The 12,982-nt window shown below is 72.1% G+C and carries 15 protein-coding genes; 11 read left to right on the forward strand and 4 right to left on the reverse strand.

Annotated elements, in window-relative coordinates:
• The coding region (locus tag ASD62_RS12665) for an MFS transporter (RefSeq protein ID WP_162254768.1) at nucleotides 1-562 on the forward strand (562 nt) is incomplete at its 5' end.
• On the opposite strand, the gene ASD62_RS12670 is transcribed toward ASD62_RS12665, so the two are convergent.
• Together ASD62_RS12670 and ASD62_RS12675 are read right to left on the reverse strand one after the other, a co-directional pair.
• Nucleotides 543-1,229 carry a DedA family protein gene (locus ASD62_RS12670; protein WP_056916265.1) on the reverse strand — a complete coding sequence of 229 codons (687 nt, stop codon included), beginning with the start codon at nucleotides 1,227-1,229 and terminating at the stop codon, nucleotides 543-545. The two genes, ASD62_RS12665 and ASD62_RS12670, sit on opposite strands and share 20 nt — an antisense overlap.
• Nucleotides 1,230-1,285: 56 nt before the next feature.
• Nucleotides 1,286-3,217, reverse strand: a complete 1,932-nt coding sequence (locus tag ASD62_RS12675; protein ID WP_056916266.1) for a translation factor GTPase family protein — start codon at nucleotides 3,215-3,217, stop codon at nucleotides 1,286-1,288.
• Nucleotides 3,218-3,418: 201 nt separating this feature from the next.
• On the opposite strand from ASD62_RS12675, the gene ASD62_RS12680 reads away from it, so the two are divergent.
• The 7 genes from ASD62_RS12680 (at nucleotide 3,419) to ASD62_RS12710 (ending at nucleotide 8,034) form a co-directional block, all read left to right on the forward strand.
• Nucleotides 3,419-4,093, forward strand: a complete 675-nt coding sequence (locus ASD62_RS12680) for a TrmH family RNA methyltransferase (RefSeq protein WP_235529199.1) — start codon at nucleotides 3,419-3,421, stop codon at nucleotides 4,091-4,093.
• Between the two features lie 55 nt (nucleotides 4,094-4,148).
• Nucleotides 4,149-4,508, forward strand: a complete 360-nt coding sequence (locus tag ASD62_RS12685; RefSeq protein WP_056916268.1) for a YciI family protein — start codon at nucleotides 4,149-4,151, stop codon at nucleotides 4,506-4,508.
• Between the two features lie 10 nt (nucleotides 4,509-4,518).
• On the forward strand, nucleotides 4,519-4,881 hold the full coding sequence (locus tag ASD62_RS12690; protein ID WP_056916269.1) for a YciI family protein: 363 nt from the start codon (nucleotides 4,519-4,521) through the stop codon (nucleotides 4,879-4,881).
• Nucleotides 4,878-5,240: a YciI family protein gene (locus tag ASD62_RS12695; protein ID WP_056916270.1), complete on the forward strand. Its 363-nt coding sequence runs from the start codon at nucleotides 4,878-4,880 to the stop codon at nucleotides 5,238-5,240. Before ASD62_RS12690 ends, ASD62_RS12695 begins: the two co-directional genes overlap by 4 nt.
• Nucleotides 5,237-6,505: an RNA polymerase sigma factor gene (locus ASD62_RS12700; RefSeq protein ID WP_235530695.1), complete on the forward strand. Its 1,269-nt coding sequence runs from the start codon at nucleotides 5,237-5,239 to the stop codon at nucleotides 6,503-6,505. Before ASD62_RS12695 ends, ASD62_RS12700 begins: the two co-directional genes overlap by 4 nt.
• Before the next feature lie 102 nt (nucleotides 6,506-6,607).
• The gene (gene fbaA, locus ASD62_RS12705) at nucleotides 6,608-7,633 is read left to right on the forward strand and encodes a class II fructose-bisphosphate aldolase (RefSeq protein ID WP_056916271.1); all 1,026 of its coding nucleotides are present in this window, start codon (nucleotides 6,608-6,610) and stop codon (nucleotides 7,631-7,633) included.
• On the forward strand, nucleotides 7,630-8,034 hold the full coding sequence (locus tag ASD62_RS12710) for a DUF3151 domain-containing protein (RefSeq protein WP_056916272.1): 405 nt from the start codon (nucleotides 7,630-7,632) through the stop codon (nucleotides 8,032-8,034). Before fbaA ends, ASD62_RS12710 begins: the two co-directional genes overlap by 4 nt.
• 61 nt (nucleotides 8,035-8,095) lie before the next feature.
• Here the strand turns inward: ASD62_RS12710 and ASD62_RS12715 are convergent, their stop codons facing one another.
• Nucleotides 8,096-8,647 carry a hypothetical protein gene (locus ASD62_RS12715; RefSeq protein WP_056916273.1) on the reverse strand — a complete coding sequence of 184 codons (552 nt, stop codon included), beginning with the start codon at nucleotides 8,645-8,647 and terminating at the stop codon, nucleotides 8,096-8,098.
• Between the two features lie 369 nt (nucleotides 8,648-9,016).
• On the opposite strand from ASD62_RS12715, the gene ASD62_RS12720 reads away from it, so the two are divergent.
• Entirely contained in the window at nucleotides 9,017-9,856 is an 840-nt protein-coding gene (locus ASD62_RS12720) for a hypothetical protein (RefSeq protein ID WP_056916274.1), read from the forward strand.
• Between the two features lie 97 nt (nucleotides 9,857-9,953).
• On the opposite strand, the gene ASD62_RS12725 is transcribed toward ASD62_RS12720, so the two are convergent.
• Nucleotides 9,954-11,453, reverse strand: a complete 1,500-nt coding sequence (locus ASD62_RS12725) for a GAF domain-containing protein (RefSeq protein ID WP_235529197.1) — start codon at nucleotides 11,451-11,453, stop codon at nucleotides 9,954-9,956.
• A gap of 209 nt (nucleotides 11,454-11,662) precedes the next feature.
• Here ASD62_RS12725 and ASD62_RS12730 point away from each other — a divergent pair, with 209 nt between their 5' ends.
• A complete protein-coding gene (locus ASD62_RS12730; protein ID WP_056916275.1) occupies nucleotides 11,663-12,706 on the forward strand; it encodes an amidohydrolase family protein in 1,044 nt (347 codons plus the stop codon).
• Nucleotides 12,707-12,709: 3 nt separating this feature from the next.
• On the forward strand, nucleotides 12,710-12,982 hold a 273-nt coding region (locus tag ASD62_RS20750; RefSeq protein ID WP_235530696.1), incomplete at its 3' end, for an iron-sulfur cluster assembly protein.

Raw genomic sequence — 12,982 nt, forward strand, 5'->3', positions numbered from 1 at the left:
GGTCTGGGTCCTGGTCCGGGCGCTGCTGCCGTTCGTCGTGACCCTCGAGGGGATGAACACCGTGGAGGTGTTCCTGCTCCGCGACGTCCTCGGCGCCAGTGAGGCGCAGTTCGGGCTCGCGCAGGCGGTCACCGGGGCCGGCGCGGTGGTCGGGGCCGGCCTCGCGGGCCTCATGGCGAGCGACACGGCCCGGCTCCGGGCGGTGGTGGCGTGCGTGGCAGCCATGTCGTCGGCGCAGGTCGGTCAGGGCCTCGCCCCGGGGCTCGGGGTCTTCCTCGGGTTCGCGGTGGTGCTGGGGCTCACGAACGCGACGAGCAACGCGGCCATCATCGCGGTGCTGGTGCGACGGGTGCCGGCCTGCGACCGGGGCAAGGCGATGGCCGTCGTCAACGGCCTGGCCCGCTCCTGCACGATGCTGGCGCTCGCCCTCGGAGGCGTCGCGGCGACGGTGCTGGGGCCGCGTCCGTCGTTCGTCGTCGCGGGGACCCTGGGGATCGCGGTCGCGGGCTGGGCGTGGTGGTCGCTGCAGAGGGTCGGAGCCCTCAGCGGCGCTCGTCCCTGAGGTCGCCCAGCGCCTCGCCGGTCTCCTCGACCACGGCCTCGGCGGCGGTGTCGCCACGACGGGCGCGCACGACCTCGATGACCATGGGGATGACGGACACCGCCACGATGGCGAGGATCGCGAGCTCGAGGTGGTCCTTGAGGGCGGGGAACGCGTTGCCCAGGAAGTAGCCGAGCAGGGTGATGACCCAGACCCACAGCACCGCGCCGACGCCGCTCCACACGAAGAAGTGACGACGCTCCATCCGGCTCACGCCGGCCACCACCGTGATGAAGGTGCGGACGATCGGCACGAAGCGTCCGATGACGAGGGCCTTGGCGCCGTGCTTCTCGAAGAAGGCGTGGCTGTCGTCGAAGTACTTCTTCTTGAGGATGCGGCCGTCACGCTCGTACAGCGGTCGGCCCACCGCGCGCCCGATCTCGTACCCCACGACGTTGCCGGCGAATGCGGCGACGCTCAGGAGCACCAGGGCGACGACGAGGTTCATGCTGAAGTCACCGGTGCTGATGAACAGGCCGATCGCGAAGAGCAGCGAGTCCCCGGGGAGGATCGGGAAGAGCAGCCCGCACTCCACGAAGACGATGGCGACGCTCACCCAGAAGAACTGCGATCCGAAGTGGTCGAGGAGCCACTGGGGGTCCATCCAGTTGGTGCTGAGTGAGTGCATGGCCCCAAGGGTACGGGTCGAGGGGGCCTGCTTCCTGAGCGCCGGCTGAGGCCCGGTCAGTCGGCTGGCCAGGCCCGCTTCACCCGGGTCCAGTCACGCACCTGGGCGAACGGGTCGGGTCGGGCCCGCGAGCGCTCCGGGGGCGGGCCGGTGATGGGCGCGTGGTGGTCGAGGACCGTGGTGAGGACGCCCTCCCCCCGGGTGAGGTGCGGCAGGCGCTGCGCCAGGCCGTGCACCTCCCCGGCCGGGACGTCACCGCTGAGCACCGCTGCGGCGCCCAGCGAGCGGTCCGGCACGCGGGTGGTGTGGGGCACCGCCCGGTGGTGGGGCAGCTCGGCCAGCACCACGCCCACCAGGTCCTGGGGCACCTCGAGCTCGAACCGGTGGACGGGGACGCAGACGACCGTGCCGGCCCGTGCCAGCGCCTCGGCGAGCACGAGCCGGGCCAGGCTCCGGAAGTCGGCAGCCGTGCTCGACATCTTCTTGTCGAAGCCCGCGTGCATCGCGCTCTGCCGCGGGTAGTAGCCCGAGTGCGTCACGACGACCCGGCAGTCCGGCACCGCCCAGCCGTGCACCGCTTCCCCGAGGGTGAGCCCGGCCCCCTCCCGCACCGCCGCGAAGAAGGCCGGCGGCATCGACCCCAGCTCCACCTCGAGGCCGAGCTCGATGCCGTGGCCGACCTCGGCCGGTTCGACCCGCAGCCCCACGGTGGCGAGGAACGGGTTGGGGCTGACGTCGATGAGCTGGTGCGCGGCGGCCACCGCCCGGACCCGCTCGACGCAGATCGGGGTCGTGGGCCGGAACGTCGCCGCGACGCCGTGGTCCTCCTCGAGGAACGTCGCGATGACCTCCTTCTGCACCTCGCCGTAGAGCGAGACCGCCACCTCGCCGCGACCGTCGTCGAGCCGCAGGTCGATGAGCGGGTCCTGCTCCGCCAGCTCGGTGAGGGCGGTGAACAACCGCCCCCGCTGTCGCGGGTCGACCGGGTCGACCACGGTCTCCAGGCTGGGCCGCCCCAGCTCGACGTCCCGGGTCCCCTGCCCGTGCGGACCGAACCGGTCGCCGACGCGGGCCGTGGTGGGGCCGCGGAGCACGGCGATCCGCCCGGCCTCCACCTGCGAGGCGCGCTGCAGCCCGTCAGGTCCGAACACCTCGACGCCGGTCACCCTCTCGGGCTCGCGGCCCGCCAGTGCCAGCCGGTCGCGCACCCGGAGCGTGCCGCGCCTCAGGCGCACGTAGGTCAGGCGAGTCCCCGAGGGGGACCGGTCGAGCTTGAACACGGTGCCGGCCGGCGCCTCGAGGGCGTCGTCCTCGGTCGCAAGCGCTGGGCCGTTCTCCTCGGCGACGAGGTCCGTGAGCGCGTCGAGCAGGGCCGGGACACCCGCCCCCGTGATGGCCGACCCGAAGACGACCGGCTGGACGCGGGCCGCCCGCGTCCCCTCCCGCAGGTCGGCCTGTTCGCCGTCGGACGCGGCGAACGCCAGGTATGCCGCGTGCGGGCTGCCGGGGGCGTCCGCGGCGCCGAGCGGGACCGCCTCCGCCGTGAGCCGTTCGCCCACCTGGGCCAGGACGCGGTCCGGGTCGGCGCCGGCGCGGTCGAGCTTGTTGACGAACAGCAGGGTCGGCAGCCCCAGCCGCTGCAGCGCGCGCATCAGCACGAGGGTCTGCGCCTGGACCCCCTCGACGGCGGAGACGACGAGCACGGCGGCGTCGAGCACCGCCAGCGACCGCTCGACCTCGGCGACGAAGTCCGAGTGCCCCGGGGTGTCGACGAGGTTGACGAGGGTGTCGTGCCACTCGAAGGACGCGACGGCGGAGCGGATCGTGATCCCACGGCGGCGCTCGAGCTCGAGGGAGTCGGTGCGGGTGTCGCCGGCATCGACGCTGCCGGGTCGGTCGAGCACCCCTGCCTCGTGCAGGATCCGTTCGGTCAGGCTGGTCTTGCCGGCGTCAACATGCGCCACGACCCCGACGGTCAACGTACGCAACTGCCTTCACATCCATTCGGTAGGTGGGTACCTGGCGGGACGTGGAAGCAGCTCGCATGGGTTTCTCCGGTCTGGTGTCGGTGGTGCGTACCCACTCATGGCAGCAGACCCACCCCGCAGGCGACAAAGGGTTTTCGGGCTGACCCGGAGCGACCCGGGAGTGACCCCGGGGCGGCGCCGGGCGCGCCTAGGGTGGGACCCGTGAGCGAGCAGACCCCCGACGTCGAGGTGTCGGACGTCGAGGTGGGGGTCGGTCCCTGGGCCGGCGAGTGGCCCGTCGGTGACCACTGGGACCCCGACCTGCTGCGCGAGGGGGACCGGCGCAACGTCGTCGACGCCTACCGCTACTGGCGGCACGAGGCGATCGTCGCCGACCTCGACACCCACCGCCACGACTTCCACGTGGCCGTCGAGAACTGGGGCCACGACTTCAACATCGGCTCGGTCATCAGGACCGCGAACGCCTTCAACGCCAAGGCCTTCCACATCGTCGGCAAGCGCCGCTGGAACCGTCGCGGCGCGATGGTGACCGACCGCTACCAGCACGAGCACCACCACCCGACCGTCGACGACCTCATCGCCTGGGCCGCCACCGCGGGGCGGGACGAGCAGGGCCGTCCGCGCGCCATACCGCTGATCGGGATCGACAACCTGCCGGGCTCGGTGCCGCTGGAGACCCACGACCTGCCGCGCGAGTGCGTCCTGGTGTTCGGGCAGGAGGGGCCGGGCCTCTCGGCGGAGGTTCGGGAGGCGTGCGAGGTCGTGCTGCACATCGAGCAGTTCGGCTCCACCCGCTCGATCAACGCCGGGGCAGCGGCAGCCGTGGCGATGCATGCCTGGGTCCGGAGACATGTTTTCGGGCAGGCTGTCGATTAGCGCGGAGCTCGTGCGTCATCAGGGTGGAAGCACCCCACCGATGAGAGGACCAGCCATGACCGAGTACCTCGTGCTCCTGCCGAGCCCCGAGGCCAGGTACGCGACAGCGACCGACCAGGAGAAGCAGGACCTGCACACCGCCCACACGGAGTTCGTCCAGCTCCTCGCCGAGCGGGGGCACAAGATGACCGGCGGCGCCCAGCTCACGCCGTCCCCGATGGCCAGGGTCGTGCGCGGCACCTCGCTCGACGACGTGACCCTGACCGACGGTCCCTTCGCCGAGAGCGCCGAGCAGGTCGCCGGCTACTACCTGGTCGAGTCCGACGACGTGGAGGACCTGGCCCGTGTCTGCGGCCGGCTCCTCGCGACGCCGTTCCACCCGGCCGTCGAGATCCGCCCGACCGTGGGCATGTGAGGGGAGCGCCATGACCGAGTACGTCGTGTTGATCGTGGGGGACGCCGACCGCTGGTGGACCACCATGAGCGTCGAGCAGCGCACCGCCGGGTATGCCGAGTACAACCGCTTCGGGGAGGAGCTCGCCAAGCGGGGGCACAAGATCACCGGCGGGGCCGAGCTGCACTCCTCGAAGGAGGCGCGCAGCATCCCGGCCGGCGGCGGCAGCCCCACCGACGGGCCGTTCGCCGAGGTGACCGAGCAGGTCGGCGGTTTCTACCAGGTGGAGACCGAGGACCTCGACGACCTCGTGGACTGCTGCCAGATCATCGCTGCGCTCGGCGACGGCATCGAGGTCCGACGGGTGGTCAAGCCCGAGGACCGTCCGTCGTGAGGTACGTCGTCCTCATCGCCTACGCGCCGGGGCGGTGGGAGGCGGCCGGGGCCGAGGAGCGGCAGGAGTTCTTCGACGCCCACCACGCGTTCGAGCGGTTCGTCGACGAGCGGGGCCGACGGCTCGAGAGCGCAGCCCTGTGCGACGCCGACCTGGCGACGACGATCCGGCACGGTGAGGACGGCACGCCTGTCGTCACCGACGGCCCGTTCGTCGAGCTCACGGAGCAGGTCGGCGGCTACTACGACGTCGAGCTCCCAGACCTCGACACCGCCATCGCGGCCGCGAAGCTGCTGCCGAGGTCGTACACCGTCGAGGTGCGCCCGACCGTGCAGGTCGAGGGGTACCAGAGCCTGTGACGTCCCTCCCTCCGCACGACCCGGCCGACCTGCTCGCCCGGGTCGTGCGCGAGGAGTGGGGGCGCCTGGTGTCCCTGCTCCTCGCGCGGTTCCGTCGCCTCGACCTCGTCGAGGACGCGCTCGGCGACGCCGTGGAGGCCGCCGCACGGCGCTGGCCGCAGGACGGGGTGCCCGACAACCCGGTCGGCTGGCTGCACACGACGGCACGGCGCCGGATCCTGGACCGCCTCCGCGGCGAGGCGATGGCCCAGCGCAAGGTGCCGCTGCTCGTGGTGGCGTCCGAGGAGGGAGGGGTGGTGAGGGCGGACCCGGGTGACCTCGTCGAGGACGACCTGCTGCGGCTGGTCCTCATGTGCAGCCACCCCGCCCTCGACCCCGCGGCCGCCAGCGCCCTGACCCTGCGGCTCGTGCTCGGTGTCGGGACGCCCGACGTGGCGCGGCTCTTCCTCGTGCCGGAACCGACGATGGCGGCCCGGATCACGCGGGCCAAGAAGAAGATCGTCGCCGCCGGCATCCCCTTCTCCGTGCCCTCGGCCGCCGAGCTGCCCGAGCGCCTCGACGTCCTGGCCCAGACCGCGTACCTCGCGTTCACCGCCGGGTACGCCCCGGGAAGCGGCCCGGACGCGGTCCGCACCGAGCTCGCCGGCGAGGCCATCCGCCTCGTGCGCGTGGTGCTCGGCCTGCGCCCAGGTGAACCGGTGCTCACCGCGCTGCTCGCCCTCATGCTGCTCCAGCACTCGCGACGGGACGCGCGCGTCGACGCCACCGGGGCGATCGTGCTGCTGCCCGACCAGGACCGCAGCCGGTGGCACCGCGACGAGGTCCGCGAGGCGCTGGCGCTCCTCGACTCGGCCGTCCTCACCGGACCGGTCACCGTCCAGACCGCCGGGTATGCCGTGCAGGCCCGGATCGCGGCCGAGCACGCGACGGCCCCAGATGCCCGCTCCACTCGCTGGGACCGGGTCGTCGCCCACTACGACACGCTGCTCGCCCTCGCGCCGACCCCCAGCGCCCAGCTCGCGCGGGCGGTCGCCGTGGCCGAGTCCGACGGTCCCCGGGCCGGGCTCGCCCAGCTGGACGGTCTCGACGACCAGCTCCCGCACAGCCACCGGCTCCCCGCCGTGCGCGCCGAGCTGCTCAGCCGCGCCGGTGACGACGAAGGCGCCCACGCGGCATACGCGCTCGCGATCTCGCGCTGCGCGAACGACGCGGAGCGGGCGCTGCTCACGGCCCGCCTCGAGGCCCTGGACGCCGCGCCCGGCTGAGACACGGGTGTCGCCGGCGGCGACCGACGTGGAAGGATCGGTGGCGACGCAAGGCCTTGCTGCCCTCGCCGTGCCCGTCGCCGTGCCAACGAAGGAGAGACCATGCCCATCGCCACCCCCGAGGTGTATGCCGACATGCTGGACCGCGCGAAGGCAGGCTCCTTCGCGTACCCCGCCATCAACGTGTCGTCCTCGCAGACGCTCAACGCCGCGATCCGCGGGTTCGCCGAGGCCGGCAGCGACGGCATCGTCCAGGTCTCGACCGGTGGCGCGGAATACCTCTCCGGCCCGACGGTCAAGGACATGGTCGCCGGCTCGCTGGCGCTGGCCGCGTACGCGCACGAGGTCGCGAAGAACTACGACGTCAACATCGCGCTCCACACCGACCACTGCCCCAAGGACAAGCTCGACGGGTTCGTGCGCCCGCTGCTGGCCGCCTCGGCCGAGCGGGTCAAGGCCGGCGGCACCCCGTGGTTCCAGTCGCACATGTGGGACGGCTCGGCCGTGCCGCTCGACGAGAACCTCTCGATCGCACGTGAGCTGCTCGACGCCTGCAAGTCCGCCCACGTCATCCTCGAGATCGAGGTCGGCGTCGTCGGTGGCGAGGAGGACGGGGTCGCGAACGAGATCAACGACAAGCTGTACTCCACGCCGGAAGACGCCATCGCCACGGCCAAGGCCCTCGGCACCGGTGAGAACGGCTACTTCATGACGGCCCTGACCTTCGGCAACGTCCACGGCGTCTACAAGCCGGGCAACGTCAAGCTCAAGCCCGAGGTGCTCAAGGCTGCGCAGGACGCCGTGCACCGGGAGTTCGGCACCGCCGACGAGAAGCCGTTCCACCTCGTCTTCCACGGTGGGTCCGGCTCGACCGCCGAGGAGATCGCGGCCGCGGTCGACTACGGCGTCGTGAAGATGAACATCGACACCGACACGCAGTACGCCTTCACCCGTCCCGTGGCCGGCTACATGCTGACCAACTACGAGGGTGTCCTCAAGATCGACGGCGAGGTCGGCAACAAGAAGCAGTACGACCCGCGTGCCTGGGGCAAGGAGGCCGAGGCCGGGATGGCTGCCCGGGTCGTCGAGGCCTGCCAGCACCTGCGATCGGCCGGCACCCACGCATGAGCGACAACCTGCTCGGCATCCCCGAGACCCGGCTGCCCGTCGACCCCGCAGCACGCCTGCTGGAGGACGGCGTCGCTGCCGACCAGGTGGCCGCGGCGCACCCCACGTCGTCGCTCGCCTGGGCGACGCTCGCCGAGGACGCCCTCGCCGATGGCCGCACCGTCGAGGGTTACGCCTACGCCCGCACCGGCTACCACCGGGCCCTGGACTCGTTGCGCAAGAACGGTTGGCGCGGCCAGGGCCCGGTGCCGTGGGAGCACGAGCCCAACCGCGGGTTCCTGCGTGCGCTCGCCGCGCTGGCCAAGGCCGCCGGAGCGATCGGCGAGACCGACGAGCAGCACCGGTGCACCGAGTTCCTGCGCGACTCCTCGACCACCGGGGCGCGCGAGCTCGGCCTCTAGGTCACCGACCTGCCCGCAGTGGGCGGGTCGTCGAGGGCGTGGGCGCACGGTGCCCACGCCCTCAGTGCTGGAAGACCACCTCGGTGACTGCGTGCGGCTGCCCCAGGGAGGCAAGGTCGTTGCGGAGTCGAACCTGCATCGTGTACTCGTCGCCCTGCCAGGTGCAGTAGCTCGAGCCGGCCGCCCCCTCGCAGCGGACGAACCTCGGCATGGTGTCGACCCGGCTGGCGAAGGCCGCCTTGACCGACGCCGGGGTCCCGAGCTGGTCGGCCCGGGTGCGGTCGTCGTCGACCCAGGCCTTGACGAACGCCGTGCCGTAGTCCTGCGCCGATCGAGGGATGGCGGGGGCGTCCTTGGCTGCCGGCGGCGTGGTGGGCGACGGGTCGATGTGCGGGGTGCGGGTGGGGGAGCCGGCGGTGACGGTGACGGTGACCGTCGTGGGGCTCGGTCCAGCGGTCGAGCTGGTGGACGAGGGGCTCGAGGTGGTGGACGAGGGGTTCGAGGTGGTGGACGAGCCGGGCGCCCCACCCGGGCTGCCGCAGGCAGCGAGCACCCCCACGACGAGCAGCCCCGCGGTGGCGGTCAGGGCGGTGGTCGTGCGCTGGCTGGTCATCGGTCTCCCCTGTCGTGCGGTCCGGGCGCGTGCCCCCTCACCCTCGTCGACGCCATACGGGGCCGTGGGGTTGGGTGCTGCGTGGTCGTGACGGGTGCGTGCTGCCCGGTCGTGACGCATCGGTGGACCGGCGGAGGGGCCCCAGCGAAGCCCCGCGCAGTGAAGCCGGGGGGTGGGATCCATCGGATCCCACCCCCCGGCGTCGCCCCCCTGCGGACTGGTCCGGAGACCGGCCCTGCGTACCGCCCGTCTGGTCGTCCCCTGCCGATTCGACGAGCTGGCGGACTCATTGTGCCCTGCCGTACCGGCGCTCAGGTGGCACTATGGTGTCAATGGCCAGATGATGACGAAATGTCGGGGGAGGGGCCTGTGACCAGCAAGGACGTACCCGCGCACGAGCTCGAAGCCCTGTTCGCTGACCCGCTCGAGCGCATGCACCGCATCCTCGAACGCGGGGAGCGCAACCTCGAGGTGCGTCGGGCCGAGCTGGCCGAGGTGCGCTACGCGTTGTTCGAGCTCGCCGCCCACCCCGCGACCTCGGCGGCCCGGGGGCAGGTGGTCCTCGAGGCGCTCCCCGCGCACCTCGCGCCACCACTGCTGCGCCACCTCATCGACGCCACCACGACCATCGCCCGCAACTGCGCCCTGAGCATCGACATCGGTTCGGGCACCGACGCCGACAACATCCGCAACACCCAGTCCCTCATCAGCAGCGGTGCCTTCCGCCAGCAGACCATCTACCCGATGGACATCCTCGACAGCGAGGCCGGTCGGGCGTGGGTGCGGTCGTGGGCCGATGCCGGGGAGGAGCAACGGGTCAGCCTCGTGCCGCCCAGCGAGTTCGCCATCTTCGACGACCAGGCGCTGGTCGCGGTCGCGGAGTGGGCCAACCCCGCGGCCGACTACGTCCTCATCCGGGACCCCATGGTCATCGCGGCGTTCACCGCCCTGTTCGACCGCTCGTTCGCGCGGGCCCTGCCGATCGCGCCCGAGGGGCCGGGCAACGACGACGACGCCGAGCTGGTCCGCCTGCTCGAGCTGGGTCTGAAGGACGAGTCCATCGCGCGCTACCTCGGGTGCAGCCTGCGCACCGTCCGGCGGCGGATGGCGCAGCTGATGGACCAGTACGGCGTGCAGACGCGGTTCCAGCTCGGCGTCGCAGCTGCGCGGGCCGGACTCGTCGCCCTCGACCGCTCCACGGACCGGTAGCCCTCACCTCCTTCATCCTCTCGCGAGCGGCGTCGACCCGGGCCGGTCGGGACCTCAGGCGTCGGGACGTCGGCGTCGGGACCTCGGCGTCGGGACCTCAGCCGGGCCGCGTCACCCCGTAGTAGCGCAACTTGCGGTACAGCGTTGCGCGGCTCATGCCGAGCCGGGTGGCGGCGTCCCCGACCGACGCGGGGTGACCGGCCATGACACGCACGATCTCGTCGCGCTCCACCGTCTCCATCCGCGTCAGCCGGTGCCCGCCGGGAGCGGAGAAGGCGGGCGGAAGGTGGCGGACGTCGATGGTCTCCGCCCTCGTCGCGGCGTCGTGGACGACCGCGACGAGCTCGTCGACGTTGCCGGGCCAGTCGTGGGCGAGCAGCGCCTGCTCGGCGGCGGCGGTGAAGTCGACCTCGCGCATCCGGGCCTGGTGCGCGGCCCACCTGGCGAGGAGCAGGAGGTCCTCGCCCCGTTCACGCAGGGGCAGGACCGGGACGACGGTGTCGACCAAGGGGCCGAGTGGCGCCGGAACGGCGTCGAGGTCGACGGCGGTCACCGCCCACGTCAACGGGTGCACACCCTCCGGAGACCTCTGCTGCAGGGCGGCCACCGCCCGCTGCCGCAGCTCGTGGGCCGCCCACGCGGGGAGGCGGTCGACGTTCTCGACGACGACCGCGGTGTCGGGCTTGGCGAGCTCTGGGGTCCAGAGGCTCAACCAGGCCTCGACGTCCTCGGGGGCCGGGACGTCGGCGCTGAGGATGCGGATCCGTGGGTGGGCCCGGCGCAGGGCCTGACCCAGCAGCGTCGCCCGCCCGGACCCGGGCTCGCCCACCGCGGCCACGACCCGGCCGGAGCGCAGTGCCGCGCAGGCGGCGTCGAGCGCATCCACCCACGGCGCCGACATCGCCCGCACGGTCCCGGCCGCGGGCTCGAGCCGTGCCCGCTGGACCCGGAAGACGCCGCCTCGGGTCGCGGGTCGTGGCGTGCGCCCGCTCGACCGGGCGAGCATGAGCGCACTGGTGGTGCTGGCGGCCGACTCCGCCAGGGCGAGCAGCAGGCCCGCGGAGGAGCGCGACCACGTCGTGATGTTGACGCAGCCCTCGAGCTGGCCGCCGACGGGGTCGATCACGGGCACGGCAGCACAGGTGTAGGTGCACAGGCTCGCGCTGTAGTGCTCCTCGGCGCGGACCAGGGTGGGCGAACGGTCGGCGAGCGCGAGGCCGAGGCCATTGGTGCCGGCCTCCCGCTCCGAGAAGGCGAACCCCGGTGCGAGGTGCACCCTGTCGAGCGCCCGCAGCAGGCTGGTGTCACCCGAGAAGCGGTTGAGCACCAGGCCGTCGGCGTCGGTCAGCATCAGGCTGAGCGGCTCGTCGGCGAGGGTCTGGTACAGGTTGGTGAGGACCTCGTGACCGCACTCGCTGAACAGCGAGTCGGTCACGGGTGACCCGGCCCACACAGGCTCGACCTCCTCGAGGGACACGCCGTACTCCGCGCTGCGGCGCCACGACGCGAGCAGGCGCTTGGACGGCGCGGCGACCGCGCCCACGCCCGGGGGCGCGGTCGCGCGCTGCGGCAGGGCCGCGTCGTCCTCGGCGGTCACCCTCGACCTCCTCTCGCTGGTCCGACGGTAGCTCCGCCACGCCCGGATGACGAGGGGTCGCCGTCTCAATGTGAGACGAGCGGGTCGTCTCACATTGAGACGCCGACCCCCTCCCGGCCGGGTCGATGCCTGCCTAACTTCGGGAGCACCCGGGACGACGACGTCAGGGGAACGGTCCGCGACGACGAGGTCGCGGGAAGGAGAAGTCCATGTACACCAAGGACGGCGAGAGCTACTTCATCGTCGACGCGCACATCGCCCTGTGGGACGCGCGTCCGGAGAACCTGCGCAACGAGCACGGCAAGCAGTTCATCGACTGCTTCTACGACTACCACCGAAACCTGTCCCCCGAGGCCGAGGTGTGGAGCTACGAGGACTACCTCTACCAGGGCGGCCAGCGCCTCATGAAGGACCTCTTCGAGGACGGGTACGTCGACCACGCGATCTTCCAGCCGGCAGCGCTGACCGAGTTCTACAACACCGGCTTCGGTCAGACGAAGGAGGCGTACGAGCTCGCCGCCGCCAACCCGACCAGGCTCACGTACAACCACAACTTCGACCCGCGCAACGGCGAGCAGGGGCTGGACCAGCTGCGCGCCGACCACGAGGCGATGAAGTTCACCGGAGTGAAGCTGTACACGGCCGAGTGGCACGGTGAGTCCCGGGGTTGGAAGCTCACCGACCCCTGGGCCTACCGGTACCTCGAGGAGTGCCGCAAGCTCGGTGTCACCAACATCCACGTGCACAAGGGCCCCACGATCCGCCCGCTCGACCGGGACGCCTTCGACGTGGCCGACATCGACGCCGTGGCAACGGACTTCACCGACCTCAACTTCATCGTCGAGCACGTCGGCCTCCCCCGCCTGGAGGACTTCTGCTGGATCGCGACGCAGGAGCCGAACGTCTACGGCGGCCTGGCCGTCGCGATGCCCTTCATGCACACCCGCCCGCGCTACTTCGCGCAGATCCTCGGCGAGCTCCTCTACTGGATCGGCGAGGACCGGATCTTCTTCTCAAGCGACTACGCGATCTGGACCCCGAAGTGGCTCGTGGAGCAGTTCGTCGACTTCCAGATCCCTGCGGACCTGACGGAGTACGCCCCGCTCACGACCGCGCAGAAGAAGAAGATCCTCGGTCTCAACGCGGCGAAGATGTACGGCATCGAGGTGCCCGCGGAGCTGCGCCTCCCGGAGGCCGACACCACCGAGACCGGTCCGCGCGACCCGGCCGCGGCCGACCTGGCGACGGTCTGAGCGATGACCGTCCTCACCGACCGGCCGACGGTGTCGAGGGCTGTCGTCCGCCGCGCCCTCGACACCGTCATCGACCCCGAGCTCGACGAACCGGTCACCGACCTCGGTTTCGTCCGCTCGGTCGACATCGACGGCGACGACGTCACGGTCCACCTGCGGCTGCCCACGTCGTTCTGCTCGCCGAACTTCGCCTACCTCATGGCCTCCGACGCCAAGGACGCCCTCAGCGCACTCGACGGTGTCGGCGTGGTGGTCGTCGAGCTCGACGACCACCAC

The sequence above is a fragment of the Phycicoccus sp. Root563 genome (assembly GCF_001427915.1).
In the GTDB taxonomy this organism is placed as follows: domain Bacteria; phylum Actinomycetota; class Actinomycetes; order Actinomycetales; family Dermatophilaceae; genus Pedococcus.